The organism is Mesorhizobium sp. B2-2-4 (assembly GCF_006442375.1).
Classification (GTDB): Bacteria; Pseudomonadota; Alphaproteobacteria; order Rhizobiales; family Rhizobiaceae; genus Mesorhizobium.
Map to the genome: position 1 here is coordinate 83,548 of NZ_VFWB01000011.1, position 17,330 is coordinate 100,877.

15 protein-coding genes, 1 tRNA gene and 1 pseudogene are annotated in these 17,330 nt (G+C 61.9%); 6 read left to right on the forward strand and 11 right to left on the reverse strand.

Features of this window, described 5'->3' with window-relative positions; all coding sequences use genetic code 11:
* Nucleotides 1-87 precede the first annotated feature (87 nt).
* The 8 genes and pseudogenes from FJ959_RS25310 to FJ959_RS25345 form a co-directional block, all read right to left on the reverse strand.
* Nucleotides 88-276: pseudogene (locus FJ959_RS25310) on the reverse strand (heme-binding protein); the annotation flags it as partial.
* A gap of 28 nt (nucleotides 277-304) precedes the next feature.
* Nucleotides 305-1,126, reverse strand: coding sequence for an MBL fold metallo-hydrolase (locus tag FJ959_RS25315; RefSeq protein WP_140632737.1), 822 nt, complete (start codon nucleotides 1,124-1,126; stop codon nucleotides 305-307).
* On the reverse strand, nucleotides 1,123-1,923 hold the full coding sequence (locus tag FJ959_RS25320) for a TatD family hydrolase (RefSeq protein ID WP_140632740.1): 801 nt from the start codon (nucleotides 1,921-1,923) through the stop codon (nucleotides 1,123-1,125). Before FJ959_RS25320 ends, FJ959_RS25315 begins: the two co-directional genes overlap by 4 nt.
* Nucleotides 1,923-3,476, reverse strand: coding sequence for a methionine--tRNA ligase (gene metG / locus FJ959_RS25325; protein WP_140632743.1), 1,554 nt, complete (start codon nucleotides 3,474-3,476; stop codon nucleotides 1,923-1,925). Before metG ends, FJ959_RS25320 begins: the two co-directional genes overlap by 1 nt.
* 83 nt (nucleotides 3,477-3,559) lie before the next feature.
* On the reverse strand, nucleotides 3,560-4,615 hold the full coding sequence (locus FJ959_RS25330; RefSeq protein WP_140632745.1) for a DNA polymerase III subunit delta': 1,056 nt from the start codon (nucleotides 4,613-4,615) through the stop codon (nucleotides 3,560-3,562).
* The gene (tmk, locus tag FJ959_RS25335; protein ID WP_140561191.1) at nucleotides 4,612-5,286 is read right to left on the reverse strand and encodes a dTMP kinase; all 675 of its coding nucleotides are present in this window, start codon (nucleotides 5,284-5,286) and stop codon (nucleotides 4,612-4,614) included. The genes FJ959_RS25330 and tmk overlap by 4 nt, the downstream gene beginning before the upstream one ends.
* A gap of 183 nt (nucleotides 5,287-5,469) precedes the next feature.
* Nucleotides 5,470-6,636, reverse strand: a complete 1,167-nt coding sequence (locus FJ959_RS25340) for a D-alanyl-D-alanine carboxypeptidase family protein (RefSeq protein ID WP_140557226.1) — start codon at nucleotides 6,634-6,636, stop codon at nucleotides 5,470-5,472.
* An 83-nt stretch (nucleotides 6,637-6,719) separates the two neighbouring features.
* Nucleotides 6,720-7,937, reverse strand: a complete 1,218-nt coding sequence (locus FJ959_RS25345; RefSeq protein WP_140632747.1) for a septal ring lytic transglycosylase RlpA family protein — start codon at nucleotides 7,935-7,937, stop codon at nucleotides 6,720-6,722.
* Nucleotides 7,938-8,265: 328 nt separating this feature from the next.
* On the opposite strand from FJ959_RS25345, the gene FJ959_RS25350 reads away from it, so the two are divergent.
* Nucleotides 8,266-8,355 (forward strand) — tRNA-Ser (locus FJ959_RS25350).
* 421 nt (nucleotides 8,356-8,776) lie between these two features.
* Here the strand turns inward: FJ959_RS25350 and FJ959_RS25355 are convergent.
* Nucleotides 8,777-9,163, reverse strand: coding sequence for a glycosyl hydrolase 108 family protein (locus tag FJ959_RS25355; RefSeq protein WP_319023018.1), 387 nt, complete (start codon nucleotides 9,161-9,163; stop codon nucleotides 8,777-8,779).
* A 649-nt stretch (nucleotides 9,164-9,812) separates the two neighbouring features.
* A complete protein-coding gene (locus FJ959_RS25365; RefSeq protein ID WP_140525191.1) occupies nucleotides 9,813-10,931 on the reverse strand; it encodes an acyltransferase in 1,119 nt (372 codons plus the stop codon).
* Between the two features lie 655 nt (nucleotides 10,932-11,586).
* On the opposite strand from FJ959_RS25365, the gene FJ959_RS25370 reads away from it, so the two are divergent.
* From FJ959_RS25370 to FJ959_RS25385, 4 genes are all read left to right on the forward strand, one after another.
* Nucleotides 11,587-13,143 carry an FAD-dependent monooxygenase gene (locus FJ959_RS25370; protein ID WP_140632750.1) on the forward strand — a complete coding sequence of 519 codons (1,557 nt, stop codon included), beginning with the start codon at nucleotides 11,587-11,589 and terminating at the stop codon, nucleotides 13,141-13,143.
* Nucleotides 13,144-13,190: 47 nt separating this feature from the next.
* A complete protein-coding gene (locus FJ959_RS25375) occupies nucleotides 13,191-13,889 on the forward strand; it encodes a DUF2161 family putative PD-(D/E)XK-type phosphodiesterase (RefSeq protein WP_140525192.1) in 699 nt (232 codons plus the stop codon).
* A 45-nt stretch (nucleotides 13,890-13,934) separates the two neighbouring features.
* Nucleotides 13,935-14,342, forward strand: coding sequence for a DUF930 domain-containing protein (locus FJ959_RS25380; RefSeq protein ID WP_140498595.1), 408 nt, complete (start codon nucleotides 13,935-13,937; stop codon nucleotides 14,340-14,342).
* Between the two features lie 185 nt (nucleotides 14,343-14,527).
* The gene (locus tag FJ959_RS25385) at nucleotides 14,528-15,214 is read left to right on the forward strand and encodes a TerC family protein (protein WP_140498596.1); all 687 of its coding nucleotides are present in this window, start codon (nucleotides 14,528-14,530) and stop codon (nucleotides 15,212-15,214) included.
* A 29-nt stretch (nucleotides 15,215-15,243) separates the two neighbouring features.
* On the opposite strand, the gene FJ959_RS25390 is transcribed toward FJ959_RS25385, so the two are convergent.
* Nucleotides 15,244-15,669, reverse strand: coding sequence for a hypothetical protein (locus FJ959_RS25390; RefSeq protein WP_140632753.1), 426 nt, complete (start codon nucleotides 15,667-15,669; stop codon nucleotides 15,244-15,246).
* 315 nt (nucleotides 15,670-15,984) lie between these two features.
* On the opposite strand from FJ959_RS25390, the gene rimO reads away from it, so the two are divergent.
* Nucleotides 15,985-17,298 (forward strand): 30S ribosomal protein S12 methylthiotransferase RimO, encoded by a 1,314-nt coding sequence (gene rimO, locus FJ959_RS25395; protein ID WP_140498598.1) that lies wholly within the window; start codon nucleotides 15,985-15,987, stop codon nucleotides 17,296-17,298.
* Nucleotides 17,299-17,330: the final 32 nt, after the last annotated feature.

A 17,330-nucleotide genomic window follows, 5' to 3' on the forward strand; every position in this document is an offset into this window, starting at 1 on the left:
AGACAGGGTTCACAGACTGAACCCCGTTCAACAGAGCAGCCCGCCTTGGACGGGCTGCGTTGGCATCTTAGGCAGGTCTAGGCAGGTCTACTCGGCGGCGCCGATCGCCTTGAGCCCGGCGGCGGCGCATTTGGCGTCGATATCGCCCGAAGGAGCACCGCCGACGCCAATGCCGGCCACCAAGGCATCGCCGAACTTGACCGGCAAGCCGCCAGCCTGGATCACCATGCGACGATCCATGTCACGCATGCCGTCATTTGCCGGCTTGGAGGCGATCAGTGCCATCAGCTATGAAGAGAATATTCTATCCGTCTGATCTATAAGGAATTTCAAGCGCCATGCCATCAAATGCCGGCTCGACATTTGCCGGAGTCTCAGCCATCACGGTAGCGTAGTCCAGCGGCCCATGCATATGGGTCAGCACAGCCTGTTTCGGGGCCAGCCGCTCGATCCACTCAAGCGCCTCGCCAAGCGACAGATGGCTCGGGTGCGTCCTGTACTGCAGCGCGTCGATGATCAGGACATCGAGATTACGCAGCCGTTCGGCAGTGGCAGCCGGAAAATCGCTGATGTCGGGGCAATAGGCTAGTCCGCCGATACGGAAGCCGAGCGATATGATGTCGCCATGGACCTGCGGCAGCGGCTCGAGGGTGAGGGCACCGCCCTCGCCTTCGATCACGACGGGCTTTGCGTGATCGATGATATGGGCGTCGACGATCGGCGGATAGGAACTGCCTGGCGGCGTCTCGAAACAGTAGCCGAAGGCCTGGCGCAGCCGCAGCATCGTTGGCTGATCGGCATGGATATCGATCCGCTGCCGCTGGTCGAGCACGAAGCCGCGCAGGTCGTCGATGCCGTGGATGTGGTCGGCATGTGGATGGGTGTAGACGACGGCATCGATGCGTTTGACCGAGGCCATCAGCATCTGCTGGCGGAAATCCGGTCCTGTGTCGATGACGACGGTGGTGCGGGCGCCGCTCTCGGCAATCCGCTCGACAAGGGCTGCCGTGCGCATGCGCCGATTTTTCGGATTTTGCGGATCGCAATTGCCCCAGTCGCCGGTGATGCGCGGCGTGCCCGGTGACGAGCCGCAGCCGAGAATGGTGAGGCGCAGCCGGTCTGTCATCGTTCAGGCGCTTTGCTCTGCGGGGGCGGCATCTTGCCGAACAGCCGGAAGAAATTATCGGTCGTCAAAGCTGCGATTTCACCTTCGCTGACGCCGATCGTCTCGGCCAGAACCCTGGCCGTGTGCGCGACATAAGCGGGTTCGTTGCGCTTGCCGCGAAATGGGATCGGCGCGAGATATGGCGCATCGGTCTCCACCAGCAGCCGGTCGTGCGGCAGGTCGGCGGCTATGGCGCGTATTTCGGCCGAATTCTTGAAGGTCAGGATGCCGGAAAACGAAACATAGCCGCCCAGCGAGACGCCGACCTCGGCCAGCCTGCGTCCCGACGAAAAACAGTGCAGGACGAACGGGAAGGCGCCCTTCCCCGTTTCTTCCTCAAGGATATGAGCCATGTCGTCGTCGGCGTCGCGCGAATGGATGACCAGCGGCAGGCCCGTCTCGCGAGCAGCGGCGATGTGGTTGCGCAAACCCTGCGCCTGCGCATCGCGGGGCGCTTTGTCATAGAAATAGTCGAGCCCGGCTTCGCCGATCGCCACCACCTTGGGATGGGCGGACAGGCGCACGAGATCCGCCGTCGTCACGTCAAGCTCTTCGGCCGCATTGTGCGGATGGGTTCCGACGGAGCAGTATACTTCGTCGAAAGCGTCTGCGATTTCAAGTATTTGCTGAAATCGCTTCACGCGCGTCGAAATCGTTACCATGCGGCCGATCCCGGCGGCCAGGGCGCGAGCGACGATGGACGCCCGCTCCTCTGAGAAGTCCGGAAAATCCAGATGGCAGTGGCTGTCGACGAGCATCAGCCGTTCGCTTCCGGCTGATCGACATAACGCGGAAATACGCCTTCTGGCACAGGCAACGCTCTGCCCGGCACAAGCGCATGGTCGGCGTGGAGATGCACGAAATCGCGCTCGTCTGCCGGCACCGCCAGCAGGTCAAGCAGCTTCGCGGCCGATCCTGGAGCGAAGGGCTGGCACAGAATCGCCACGCGCCGGACCACTTCGGCCGTAGTCCACAATACCGTTTGCATGCGCTCGGGGTTGGTCTTCTTCAGCGCCCAGGGTTCCTGTCCGGCGAAATACCGGTCGGCTTCGGCCACCACGCCGAAGATCGATGCCAGCGCCAGATGGATGCCTTGCTCGGCCATTGCCTTGCGCGCGGCGGCAAGAGCGGCCGCCGCCTGATCGAGGATTGCCTTGTCCGCATCCGTCAGCTCGCCGCGCGTCGGCACCACGCCGCCGCAGTTCTTGGCGATCATCGACAGCGAGCGCTGCGCCAGATTGCCGATGCCGTTGGCGAGGTCGGCATTGGTGCGGTTGACGATCGCCTCGTGGCTGTAGCTGCCGTCCTGGCCGAACGGCACCTCGCGCAGGAAGAAATAGCGCACCTGGTCGAGCCCGTAATGCTCTATCATGGTGAAGGGGTCGATAACGTTGCCGACCGATTTCGACATCTTCTCGCCGCGGTTGAACAGGAAGCCGTGGCCAAAGACGCGCTTCGGCAGCGGAATGCCTGCCGACATCAGGAAGGCCGGCCAGTAGACGGCGTGGAAACGCACGATGTCCTTGCCGATGATGTGCGCATCGGCCGGCCAGAATTTCCAATTGTCTGCGTTTTCATCGGGATAGCCGACGCCGGTAATGTAGTTTGTCAGCGCGTCGACCCAGACATACATCACGTGCTTTTCGTCGCCGGGCACCGGCACGCCCCAGTCGAACGTCGTGCGCGAGATCGACAGGTCTTTCAGTCCCGATCTGACGAAGCTCATCACTTCGTTGCGCCGCTCGGCCGGGCCGATGAAATCCGGCTGGCCCTCGTAGAGCGCCAGCAGTTTGTCCTGATAGGCCGAAAGCCGGAAGAAATAGCTTTCCTCCTCGACCCATTCGACCGGCGTTCCTTGCGGGCCATAGCGGATATTGTCGGGACGAACCTCGGTTTCCTCCTCGCCGTAATAAGCTTCGTCACGCACCGAGTACCAGCCGGCATAGCCGCCCTTGTAGATGTCTCCATTGGCAGCCATCGCCTTCCAGATCGCCTGAGAGGCCGCGTAGTGCCGCTCTTCGGTGGTGCGGATGAAATCGTCGTTGGAGGCGTTGAGCGCGGTCGCCATGCGCTTGAACTCAGCCGAATTGCGGTCGGCCAGTTCGCGCGCAGAAATGTCTTCCTTCTTCGCCGTCTGCAGCATCTTGATGCCGTGTTCGTCGGTGCCGGTGAGAAAGAAGACCTGCTTGCCGTCGAGCCGCTGAAAGCGGGCCAGCGCATCGGTGGCGATCAATTCGTAGGCATGGCCGATATGCGGCTTGCCATTGGGGTAAGAGATCGCGGTCGTGATGTAGAATGTATCGCGTGACATGAATGAACCGTCATGAATGTCTGAATGGAAGGCGTGGCGGTGGATATCGCATCGGGGTGGCGATTGCCATCCCGAGGGAACCATCACATTCGCATTGCAGACTTCAGGCGGTCGATCATGGTCAAGGCGTGCTGCTTCTTGTCGAGATTGTAGGTGTCAGTCTCAGATATAGCGTCCAGCGCCTCATGCCAAGTGTCCGAAAGCGTTTTGGCTCGTGCGAGATCGCCGGCCAGCGCCGCCCGGCTCGCCGCATCGGACAACAGGTCGAGCGCGCGGCGGTTGAAGATATCGAACTGGATCGCCTGGTCGCGCCCGGCCACCACCTCGGCAAGGCGATAGGCGCCGGCGATGTCGCTCTTGCCGGCGCTCACCAGGGCGTCCAGCGTTTCGGCGATCTCCAACCCGCCATACTGCGTCAGGAGGATCGCATTGCGGGCGCTGCCCCCTGCCCGCGCGGCAAGGGCTGTCCGCGCGGCCGGATCGTCCGGCGGAGGCGGCTCGGCAGTTTCCAGCACCGCCATCAGCTCGTCGGCATCGAGCGGCGACAGCCGAACCAATTGGCAGCGCGAGCGGATCGTCGGCAACAGGCTGCCCGCTGCATGGACGATGAGGATGAACAGCGTTCGCGCCGGCGGCTCCTCGAGATTCTTCAGCAAGGCATTGGCTGCATTGGTGTTCATGTCATCGGCCGGATCGACGATCACCACCCGGTAGCTGCCGTCATGCGAAGTCAGCGACAGAAAGCGATTGACCTTGCGGATCTCGTCGACGGTGACGACCGTCTTGAAGTTCTTGGTCTTGTCGTTCAGCGGACGGGTCAGATGCAGCACGCCGGGATGCGCGCCGGTGGCGATCTGGCGAAACAGCGAGGACGCCGGATCGGGAACGGCGAGCGTCTCCGGCGCCTGCTCGAAGGCCGGATGCTTCAGGAGGTGATGCGCCAGATGGAAGGCGAGCGTCGCCTTGCCGATGCCGAGCGGTCCGGCGAAGATCAGCGCGTGCGGCAGCTTTCCAGCGCGATAGGCGGCGGCGAGCATGGCGGCGGCCTGCCCGTGCCCGACCAGGCGTGGCGTTTCGGACGGTTCAGGGACGCCGTCCAGCGTGTCATGCTGTTCCGGCGCGATGCGTTCGAAGATCATGCGGGTGCGGTCTGTCTGTTGCGCATGGGCGCCCTCGCCTCCAGCGCCGCGAACACCGTGGCGGTGACGACATTTTCTACCGCATCGGGAGCGGCGGATGCGTCGATCACAACGCAGCGCTCCGGCTCGGCCGCGGCGATCGCCAGGAACGCCTCGCGGCGCGCCTGGTGGATGGCAAGCGTTTCCTTTTCGAAGCGATCGGGGCCGGCGCCGGCGCCGCGACGCACTGTTGCGCGTCTCAGGCCTTCCGTGGGATCGATGTCGAAGATCAGCGTCATGTCGGGCATCATGCCATTGATGGCGACCTGCTCCAGCGTCTCCATGAACACCGGGTCGAGGCCGCCGGTGACGCCCTGGTAGACGCGCGAGGAATCCAGGAAGCGGTCGCATAGGACAATGGAGCCGCGCTCGACCGCCGGGCGGATGACCTGCTCGACATGGTCGGAGCGCGCCGCCGCGAAAAGCAGCGCTTCCATCTTCGGCCCGAACGGCTCGGCGGCGCCCGAGAGCAGCACATGCCGGACCGCTTCCGCGCCCGGCGAGCCGCCCGGTTCCCGGGTGACGAGGACGTCGTACTTCTTGGCGCGCATCTTTCCCGCCAGCCGCTCGATCTGCGTCGACTTGCCTGCTCCTTCGCCGCCTTCGAAGGTGATGAAAAATCCGCGTGCCAATCGAAAGGCCTTTGTCCCTTATTTGAATGGATTCTAGCGCTCTAGATAGTCCGCGTTCGGGGAAACGTCCATGCCGCCGGCGTTATCGCATGCCGCTCAAAAGTGACCTCGGCTGGAGAGAACGACATGCATAAACAAAGACGCCAAAGCGCATAGCGTGAATCCGGTTCAGCGCGACGCGCTTTAGCGGAGCCAGCCGACGGCCAGTTCCTTGACGGCGTCGAGGGCGCGTTGCGGCAGCGTGCCGATGCCGATCGATTCGGCGGCGAAAAGCGGCGTCTCCTGGCTCAGTGTGTCGCCGATCCAGACCCGCAGCACGCCTACCGGCTGCCCCTCCTCCACAGGTGCGGCAACCGGTCCGTCATAGACGATGCTCGCCGTCAGTTTGTCGCGGTTGGCTACCGGCAGGAAGATGGCGATCGGCCCTTTCGCCTTCAGCGTCACGCCGGCCTTAATGCCGCCGAAAACCTGAGCTTGGCCCACCACCTCGTCCTTGGCGAAGATTTGCGTCTTCTCGAAGGAACGGGCACCCCATTCGAGCAGCTTGCGCGCCTCCTCGGCGCGTTCCTTGTCGCTGGCGAGCCCGCTCATCGCCGCGATCACCCGCGCGCCATTGTGGCCGACCGAGCCGACTATGCCAAAGCCGGACACCTCACTGCTGCCGACCGCCAGGCCGTCGGCGCCGATGTCCATCGCCAGCAGCGGGTTGCGATTCCTCTGCGAAATCTTGTTCCAGGTAAAATCCTTCAGGCCGTAGTAGCGATAAAGGTCCGGATACTCGCGCCACAGATGCAAAGCCAGCATTGCCAGCTCGCGCACGCTCGTCTGCTGGCCCTCCGCCGGCAGCCCGGTCGAATTGACGAAAGTCGATTTGGTCAGGCCGATCTGGCGGGCGCGTTCGGTCATCTGCGCGGCGAAATTGTCCTCGGACCCGGCCAAGCCTTCGGCCAGCACGATACAGCCGTCATTGGCCGCCTGCACCGTCACGCCCTGGATCAGGTCCTCGACCCGGACCGCCGATTTGAGCTTGGCAAACATCGTCGACGTTCCCGAAGGGGCGCCGCCCTTGCGCCAGGCGTTTTCACTCACCACGAACGTGTCGTCGAGGGTCAGGCGCCCGGACTTGATGGCGTTGAACACCACTTCCATCGTCATCAGCTTGGCCATCGAGGCCGGCTGTATCGGCTTGTCGGCGTCCTTGGAAAACAACACCGTCCCTGTGTCGGCGTCGATCATGAAGGCCTGGGCTGCCTTGGTCTCGAAAAGCTGCGCGCTGGCGGGCGCGATGCAAAACAGCAGCAGGGCCAATCCCAGAAATCCGGCCAAAGGCGGAAAGACGCGCAACTGCATGAAATCTCGACCCGTTTGCCGGTTCTGGCGCAGCCAAGCTATCAGGGTTTTTTCCGCAGGATCAACCGTGCGGGAAAAATAGATCAGTTGCGCACGGCCAGAGCGTCCGGCGCACCATGCGACCAGGCCGCCTGCAGCAGATCGTCGACGCCGCCATGGCCGTCCGGATAGAGGTTCACCGCATACCAGTCCTTGCCATTGAATTCGGAACGCTGGATCTCGATCCTGCCGAAGGGCTCGAGCGCGGCGGCCACGCGTTTTGCCTCGGTGGCGTCATCAAAGGTGCCGGCCGCGACATAGGCCGGGGACGGCGCCTGCGGGTTGGCGCTCTTCCATGAGCGCAGGATGTCGGCGGGCGACATGCCGTCGTCGTCAAGTGCGGCAAAGACATCGCCGCTCCGCACGCGCTCGTCGGCATAGGAGAGCGAGGCCACCGAAAACGGCGATTGCGGCGGCAGGCCGATATCCGGACGCTCCGGCACGATCGGACCGAAGTCGGGCAGCGCCAGGTCACCCAACGCCGGCGATTGTGCCGGCACCTGCCCTTGCTGAACCATATCGGAATTCGTCAGCTGACCCGGAAATGGCACGGCGGCAGCACCCACCGGCAGGCTGGGCGACGGTCCGTTCATGGCCACCATGACGCCGGTCGGCAGGCCGTCCGATGGATCCGGTATCCTGTTGCCTGGATGGTAGGAGGCCATCAGATACTGGTCGTCATTGCCGTCGAGCGGTGCGCGGCCAACATATTCCACCTTCACCTCGGCCGTGCCGACATTGGCATAGTCGAGCATCTGGGCGGCGCGTTCCGAGACATCGATGATGCGGCCCTGGTGGTAGGGACCGCGATCATTGACGCGCACAATGACCGAACTGCCGGTCTTGAGATTGGTGACGCGGGCGTAGCTCGGCAGGGGCATGGTCGGGTGCGCCGCCGTCAGATGGCTCATGTCGTAGACTTCGCCGTTGGCGGTCAGCCGTCCATGAAAGGCATCGCCGTACCACGACGCCAGGCCGACCTTGGCATAGTGCTTGTCTTCCTTCGGATAGTACCACTTGCCGCGAACCTGGTAGGGTTTACCAAGCTGATCGCGGCCGCCGCCACGCCGCATGAAGGCGACGCGAGGGCTGGCCTTCACGCCATATTCGGTTTCGGCGAAATATTCCTTGGAACGGGTCTTCTTGTGGACCATCCCTTTTGGTTCAGGCTGCGACGCGCAGGCGGCAAGCAAGGCTGCCGACATGGTGAATAGCGCGAAAGCGCAAGCACGGCGTAGACGCGGGCGCGCCGTAGTTTGCATTTCCTGATGTCCCCTACAGTCTCGACCAAAAACGCCGCGGCTTGAACGTCGCAGGAGCCAAAGCTTACCTGACTAAGACCAACGACGCCTCGAACCCCTGTCCTTTGTGCGCAGGAATTGTTTATCACGCTATTAATCGATTGTGGCCGGAACCGGGCAAGATTGTGACGCCACCCTGCCCGGCGTCGGCTGCCGGGAAACATGCGGTCCGCGCATGCCGGTTGACAGATCTTTGCCGGGCACACTAGAGCATCAGCGAGATGGCTCTCTTCATTCGCCGCCAGGCTCGAATATCTGATCGAGTGACGTTGGGCGAAGAGATGTCGCTGGAGGGATGGCCGAGCGGTTTAAGGCACCGGTCTTGAAAACCGGCGTGGGCGCAAGTTCACCGTGGGTTCGAATCCCACTCCCTCCGCCAGATTTCTTTCTATCGGCTTGAAAAAGCTGTGCTTTTCGACTTTGCCTTATTCGGTTCCTAACTTGGTTCCTAACCTTTCGAAACGATGAAGCTAAAGGCTCAACGAACGATTGCGGCGATGATGATCCCGAGCAGCCCCACCCTGTCTTGCTCTTGGGCACTGCTGGGGCCGTGGATGGTGCAGGAGAGACCGGCGTAACAACCTGTGGCTGGTTGCCCTGCTGGGTCACTACGACCACGCTGGGAGGCGCAGGCGCAGCAGGAGGCGCGGCAGGCTGGATGACGATGGGTGCTGGCGCTTTGCTCATCAGCAGAGCTTGGGAGCGGACAGAGGCCACGCGGCTTGTCCAGCCCTTACCGAACTCGCCCCATGTCGGCAGGCGCTTCAGGAAGGCCATGCGGGCATCGCACAGCGCATCGATCACACCCCTGCCGGCTTGGCCTTTACTGCCGCGATCGTGGCTGGGCCTATGCGCCCATCCTGCGCAACGCCGACAGCGCCTTGCAGGTATTTGGCCGCGCGGCCGGGACCGGAATTAACCGCGAAATCGAAGACGGCATAGTCCACCCCATCGGGCAGCTCGGCGCCGGCAACGGCATCCCAGTAGAAGCGGCGAAAGACGGTGGCGACCTGCGCATCGGTGATATGGCGCAGATCATCCTTGGTCGCTTTGGCTTGGACGTAGCGGCGGAAGTTAGCCAGGGTGACGCCCTTCATAGTGGCGCCGCCCGGATCGGCCGGATTGTCCGACCAGAGTCCTTCTGATTTCAAGACGAGCGCAAGCGCCCGCGCGAAGTTGCGGTCCATGAGTTTGTCCTTTCCGCCCTAGCGGGCAGGTTGTGCTTTCTAGGTTTTGAGTATGTCCCGCGCCCGAAGGTCCAGAGGGACGAAGTACGCGGGCCTGGGTGCTGACCGAAGCAACTTTCCGTTCGGCCGACTGCTTCCGGTACATTTGCTCTAATCAGAACAATGTACTACAAAGCCGCCGGGCTTAGGGGAGAAACTGTGAATAGCTTGTTTTGGTGGACGGGCGCGCTCGTGTGGGCGTCCGCAACGGTCGCTGCAATAGGCGGCTTAGCGATAGCATATCTGATGTTTGCTGGTGGAGACGATATAGAGAGGCCACAGAAAAGGGCTGATCCGCGCCGTCCTTTCGATACCCTGGATTGATGCGCGGCCCATGCGGTGTTTCATCGTCGAGTTGATGCGCGACGGCAAAGCGGCGGAGCGGATCGAGGTTCGCGCCAAGAACGTTGTCGAGGCCGCAAAGAGCCGTGGACCAATAACGATATCGTGTCGGGAAGAACCTCAGACCGGCGAATGGATAAGGGTAACGCACCCTGACGGAATCACGACGACTTGGTTTGAGGCAGATCGTTAAAAGGTGCTGCGCACGCCGAGTTAGGTCGGTTTCGGAACCCGACAGGCCTGCCGCTCAGAGATGCGGCCGATAAATTTACTCCGCAGGAGCGGGGATCGTCTGCGGTACAGTGCGCGCTGTCGTCAGCAGACGCCCCAACGTGATCCCGCCCTGCTCCAGCCACTTCTCCGAGAAATACGCGAAAGGGAGCGTCAGAGTTACGACCACCGTCCCCACCAGCAGCCCGGTTTCAAGTGCGTGTGTCGGGTAGATGCCAAGCGGGTCGACCAGTGACCAGACGATGAGCAGGAAAAGAACGTTGATCAAGTAAAAGCTGTAGCTGATCTTGCCGAGGAACCGGCAGACCGGATTGGCGAGGATCGTGGTCGCTGTCAAACTCTGGTCGCCGTAATAGACCGACCCGACGAGCGCGGCGCACAAGATGACTTGCCCAAGCGTGCTGGCATCAGGGTTGAAGGGAACGAACATTCGAACGATCACGAACGCAGCGATTATCAGCCAAAGCGCCAGCGATGACACGCCGGAAAAGAACGGCTGGAAGCGCCTGTCCGCGATCAGCATGCCAATGGCAAAGGATGATATCCACGCGGACATGTGTGGAGCCCCCATGACGAAAACCGGCTGCGCCATGGCAAACACGCTCAAGCTAAACAGAACCAAAGCCGACACCGATCCGAAGCGCTTCTGGAAGAAGAAAAACGCCAGGACGAACGGCACCGCGAGCATTTCGGCTTGGATGGTTGTGGACGGGCCGTGCCACGTAATCTGAACCAGCAAAGCATTCAGCGTTGCCAGCCATAGATTAGGCGAGGGAACGCCGGCCCAGCCCATTTGCGCAAAAAACTGAGACAGCAAGTAATATGCCGCCAAGCAGCCAAACAGAGCGGGGTAGAGCCGGCAGACCCGGCGCACAACGAACTTCGAGACGATTGCGAATGGTGCCCCCGTCGACTTCTCCAGCGATAGGGAGAGGACGAAGCCGCTCAAGACAAAGAACAAAAGAACGGCGTTGTTCCCGTTGAATATGGAAAGCATGATCTTGGTCAGAACGTCCCTGAGTGTGGTCATGCCCTGTATAGGCTGGATCAGGGTCGTTCCAACCAGCACCTCATGATGCAGGATAGAATGATAGAAAACCACGCTAACGGCTGCTATGCCTCGCAACCCATCGAGTGACGCGTTCCTATCTGCCATTTTGCTCCCCGAATCTTGGAAGTATGGACACGCCGCACTGGGAAGCGGTCAAGTAAAAACGCCACTACTCTTACGAGTTTGTGTAGGCTATGTTGTTTTTCAGCAACCCGGCTGACACGCTTATCAGTCCGGCTGATGGCGTGCCACCAGTAGGCGCACCGACAGCCACGCCGCCCGGTACCTGTGTGGGAGCTTGCCGTATCCGATGTGCCAGGTTCAAAAGCAGGCGGCTCTGCCGGCGTCTCAAAGATGAAAGCCATCCGCCGTCAGGAAGCCCTTAGGGTTGTGCCACGGGAATGGTGCCTGGAATGCCATTCCATTCAAGCCGACCGACGGCGAAATTGCCATGAGACGAGCGAATCGGACAACATCGGGCGTTTCATCGGTTCTAGCCTGAGCGGCCATGATTCCGTTCGGCGTCGGCCGCAACCCCGTCTGTTGCGGATCGCTCACCGCAACGCTATAGAGCCGGTGTCGGAAAAGGCAGACTTGGTTTGGTAAGCCCAAGTCCTTTCGGTAACGAAAGCTCTGGTCTTTGGCCTCCTGCAGGAGATCCCCACGACGAACATCGGACGCTTCTCTCGCGTCCAATCGTTCGTCCGTGGTTCTCAAATCCGAGGAACGCTCCGGTCGAACATCGACAAAGGAGCAGTTCATGCACAACCGCCATCTGGATTCCCATGACGTAATAATTGCTGGTGCAGGCCCTGTCGGCCTGTTCCTCGCTTGTGAGTTGCGCCTCGCCGACCTCTCGGTGCTGGTGCTGGAGCAAGCCGAAGATCCGCACTCCCCGTTGAAGCAGCTTCCGTTCGGGCTGCGCGGCCTCTCGGTGCCCACCATCGAAGCCCTCTACCGTCGCGGTCTGCTGGACGACATCGTCGCTCCACAAAGTGCGAGGGATGGGACGGGCAACGGTGGCGCTGCGACTGGCGCGCACTGGCTGAATCAACCGCGCCGTCCGGGCGGCCATTTCGCAGGTATCCAGTTCTTCCACGATGCCATCGACGCCGCGAAATGGCCCTACCGCCTGCCAGGTTCGGCCACCGCCGCAATCGCGGTCGAAATGGCGCATCTCGAATCAGTCTTGGCCGCGCGCGCAATCGCAATGGGAGTCGAGATCAGGCGCGGCTTCGGTGTCGAGGATTTCGATCAGACGCATAAAGGCGTGACCGTTTGCGCCGGCGGTGAGATTTTTCGGGGATGCTGGCTTGTCGGCTGTGACGGCGGGCGCAGCACGGTGCGCAAGGCCGGCGACTTCGCGTTCGTCGGTACCGATCCGGAATTCACAGGCTATTCCGTTCAGATCGAAATGGCCGAGCCGGACAGGCTCACGCCGGGCCGCCACTACACGCCGACCGGCATGTACACTTATCAAAGACCCGGTACCGTCGCGATGGTCGAGTTCGATGGCGGGGCTTTCCACCGAATCCGGCCAATCACCTGCGACCACGTGCAGGCGGTTTTGCGCCGAGTATCCGGCGCGGACATCACGCTGACGGCCCTCAAACTCGCCGCCACCTGGACGGATCGCGCCTATCAGGCAACGACCTACCGCAAGGGACGAGTGCTGCTTGCCGGCGACGCCGCGCATATCCATTCCCCCTTGGGCGGCCAGGGTCTCAACCTCGGGCTCGGCGACGCGATGAACCTTGGCTGGAAGCTGGCCGCCACCATCCGCGGCGACGCGCCGGACGGTCTGCTCGACAGCTATGTCAGCGAACGCCATCCGGTCGGGGCGCAAATCCTCGACTGGTCGCGCGCCCAGGTCGCGCTCATGCGGCCAAGCCCGGCAACGCGCGCGCTCGAAACCATCATCCGTGACCTGATCGACACGCGCGACGGCGCGACATACTTCGCCGAACGGGTATGGGGTATTTCTCTTCGCTACGATCCTGGCAGCGGCCACCGGCTGGTCGGGCGCAGTGTTCCCGATTTCGAGCTGATCCAAGGAAGAAAAATCGGCGGGCTCCTCAGCCCGGGCAAGGGCCTGTTCCTTGACTTTGACGCTCGCCCATCGCTTGAAGCGCTTGCAGGCCGCTGGGGCGACCGGATCACCTACGTCGCCGGTAAGGCCAGGGATCAACTGGGCCTGAGCGCCGTGCTCGTGCGCCCCGATGGCTTCGTGGCCTGGGCCGCTGGGGATGACCCCAACCCGGAGGAAGCCGCTCAAGCCGCATCACGATGGTTCGGCGAACCCCGGAAAGGCATGTAGGCCTGCTCCCGAGGCTTTTCGTGCCGAATCGGCTAAGCCTTGGGCCTATGAACGAAACCTCACTCTACGCGCCGGTGAAGCGGTTTCTCGAAAGCCTGGATTTTGCCGTTAAGGGCGAGATCGGCGGCTGCGACATTGTCGCGCTGCGTGAGGGGGAGCCGCCCGTCGTCGTCATTTGCGAGTTGAAGCTGGCGTTCAATCTCGAACTGGTGCTGCAAGGCGTCGACCGCGCGACCGCCTGCGACGAGGTGTGGCTGGCCGCGCGCATGTCGGCCAGGGGCAAGGGACGCGAGAGCGACGCCCGGTTCCGCAATCTTTGCCGCCGGCTTGGCTTCGGCCTGCTCGGCGTGACGGCGAGCGACCGGGTCGAGGTGCTCCTGAGTCCGGTCACCGTCGCGCCGCGCAAGAACCCACGGCGCCGCTCGCGGCTGGTCGACGAGCACCGCCGGCGCCGCGGCGATCCTGTCGCGGGCGGGGGATCGCGCAATCCCATCATGACAGCATACCGCCAAAGCGCCCTCGCCTGCGCCGCGGCATTGGCCGACGGGCCCAAGCGCCCGCGCGATCTCAAGGCGCTGACGCCGCTTGCGCCGAAAATCCTGCTGCACAATGTCTATGGCTGGTTCGCGCGCGTCGACCGCGGCGTATACGATCTGACCGACGCCGGCCGTGCCTCGCTGATGCGTTGGCCGCAGCCATCGCACGATGAATCCCGACACGGGATTTTGAACGCGCCGAGTGCCTGAGCGCGGGACAACGCCCGGCCCTTTGGTTGATTTTTCAGACAAAATATGCTGCTTGTCCCGCCCATGAAGACACTCTGCACGACGGTCATGGCGTTCTTGACCCTGGCTTTTCCGGCCAACGCCATGGACAGCGCCTTGCGCGCAGGCCTCCTGAAACTCGACCCGCAAACCCGCCTCGAACAGCGCTGTGATGCTGAAGTCCTCGACCGGATCACCCATGACGACCGCAAGTACAAGGCGGATCGGGTGGTCGCTTACGCCTTTGCCACGCCGGTCATGAGCGACGACGCCATTAAGAGCCCGGGAGCCGCCTTCCGCAGCAAGGGGCAATGGTACCGGCTGAAATTCAAGTGCGAGACGGCGCCGGACCATATGGAGGTCTTACAGCTCCGCTACCGCATCGGCGACGAGATTCCGGAGACCGACTGGGCAAAATACAATCTCTACGATTAGGTTTTTCATTGCCGTTTCGGCTCGTCTGCCCGTGATTGTCGAATCCCCTCAATGGCGCCGCTGCAACGAAAGCGGTTTTGCGGCGTTGCCCGAAGCGATGTCTTGACGGCAAGGAACCATGCCTTTAGGGCGGGCTGGGTGATCGACAACGAACACTCGGCGAACAGGCAAGGGCTTCCAGGTCGATGGAAATATTTACTGCCGCAGGCTTATCGGCCCTTTTTCAGGTTATCGCGATCGATCTTGCGCTGGCTGGGGACAACGCCATCGTCATCGGCCTTGCGGCGGCCGGCCTGCCGGCCAGTCAGCGCAAACGGGCCATTCTGGTCGGCATCATCGCGGCCACCGTCCTTCGCATTTTCTTCGCCCTGATCACGCAATGGCTGCTGACAATTGGCCCCATGCTCCTCATCGCCGGCGGCCTGCTGCTACTTTGGGTGTGCTGGAAGATGTGGCGGGAGCTGGGTGTCAGCCACGAGCAGGAGCGCGACGCGACCGAAGCGCTGTCGAATGGCGATTTCGACAAGGATGGGACCATCGCCGGCAAGTCGCCGCGCAAGACCTTCTCGCAGGCCGCCTGGCAGATCGTCATTGCCGACGTCTCCATGTCGCTCGACAATGTCCTGGCCGTGGCGGGAGCGGCCATGAACCATCCGACCGTGCTGATCATCGGCCTCGCTCTGTCGATTGCGCTGATGGGCTTCGCCGCGTCCTTCGTGGCGCGCCTGCTGCACAAATACCGTTGGATCGCCTATATCGGCCTGCTGATCATCCTTTACGTCGCCGTGAAGATGCTTCTCGATGGCGCCGTGCAGCAGTTTCCCGACCAATTCGCTTTCCTGGCGCCATGGTTCGGGTCGAGCGGCCACTGAGCTGGAGCCCTTGCGCCCGCCGATGTTGGTCAGTTTGAAATTGCAGCATAGTGGTTCATTCTAATTGGAATTGAACCGGTGCCCATCGGCGCGAAGAAGCACGTCCACCTATATCGCTGGTAAGGATCAAACTTCATATGGGGAATGATCGTTCGATAAAACGTCATTAGACGCTCGCAGATGTGGTATCGATCATCGGGCGCAGCCTGGACACGTTCTCTCGGGATAAACCACTCTGCTTCTTGTGGCTCATTCAAGTAGGTAGGGTGCAGCCTGACAAAATAGCCGTCTTTGGTCATCCTGACATCGTTGGAATCGATGGGGCGGCAATCCTTGTTTCCGCAGCGGTCATAGTGAAGAACGGGATCGGTCTTGCCCGTATACCAACCGTGTGCGTCCGCATCGCCGGGCAGCACAAGCCACGCCAATGCAATATGTCCTAGCAACTGTCTCATGGGACTAGCCCCTCACCATTCTGCCTATAGCATATTAGTGAGTCCTAATCATAGCGCTGAAAGTCGCGTTGACTGGCTGCCATTACCCGGCAATTCGCTTTTTGTAAGAACCGCGAACCAACGGCTTTCGGCTTCTTCGCTTCGATCCGCACAACGAGATCGCCGATGTCGCAGAGCTTGCCTGTTTGCCTGTTCGGGCGAGCCGTGCTATTGCGCCGCCCGAATTGAGCTCCCGCCAGAGCCGTGCAAACCGTTATATGTCGAGACTTCGAGCCGGATCAGCGTTTCCGGTTCATGTCCATTGGAACCTTGCCCATGTCCGCCCCGCGCGTCAGCTTCGTCAGTCTCGGATGCCCCAAAGCCCTGGTGGATTCCGAACGCATCATCACGCGCCTGCGCGCCGAGGGCTATGAGATCGCGCGCAAGCATGACGGTGCCGATCTCGTCGTGGTCAACACCTGCGGCTTCCTCGATTCCGCCCGTGATGAATCGCTCAACGCCATTGGTTCGGCGCTTTCGGAGAACGGCAGGGTCATCGTCACCGGCTGCCTGGGCGCCGAGCCCGATGTCATTCGCGAGAAGCATCCCAACGTTCTCGCCATCACCGGTCCGCAGGCCTATGAGAGCGTCATGGCGGCCGTGCACGAGGCTGCGCCGCCGAGCCATGATCCCTATATCGATCTGCTGCCGCCTCAAGGCGTCAAGCTCACGCCGCGCCACTATGCCTATCTCAAGATTTCGGAAGGCTGCAACAATCGCTGCACCTTCTGCATCATCCCGGCGCTGCGCGGCGACCTTGTCTCGCGGCCAGCGGCCGATGTGCTGCGTGAAGCCGAGAAACTGGCCAAGGCCGGCGTCAAGGAACTCCTCGTCATCTCGCAGGACACCAGCGCCTACGGCATCGACATCAAATACCAGGCCAGCATGTTCGGTGATCGTGAAGTGCGGGCGAAATTCCTCGATCTGTCCGAGGAACTGGGCAAGCTCGGCATCTGGGTGCGCATGCACTATGTCTACCCCTACCCGCACGTGGCCGACGTCATCCCGCTGATGGCCGAGGGAAAAATCCTTCCCTACCTCGACATCCCCTTCCAGCATGCGTCGCCGCAGGTGTTGAAGAACATGCGCCGACCGGCACATGGCGAAAAGACGCTCGAGCGCATTCGCGGCTGGCGCGATGTGTGTCCCGACCTCGCCATCCGCTCGACCTTCATCGTCGGCTTTCCCGGCGAGACCGACGAGGATTTCGAGATGCTGCTCGACTGGCTGGACGAAGCGAAGATCGATCGCGCCGGCTGCTTCAAATATGAACCTGTACGGGGCGCGCGCTCCAACGAACTCGGCCTTGAGCAGGTGCCGCAGGAAATCAAGGAGGCGCGCTGGCACCGCTTCATGCAGCGCCAGCAGAAGATCTCGGCGACGCAATTGGCCAAGAAGGTCGGCAAGCGCCTGCCGGTGCTGATCGACGAAGCGCATGGCACATCAGCCAAGGGCCGCACCAAATACGATGCGCCGGAGATTGATGGCTCCGTCCACATCCAGTCGCGCCGCCCGCTGCGCGCCGGCGACATCGTCACCGTCAAGGTCGATCGCGCCGACGCCTATGACCTCTACGGCTCGGCCGTCTGAGACTGCGATTTACCACATTTCGCGATAGTTCC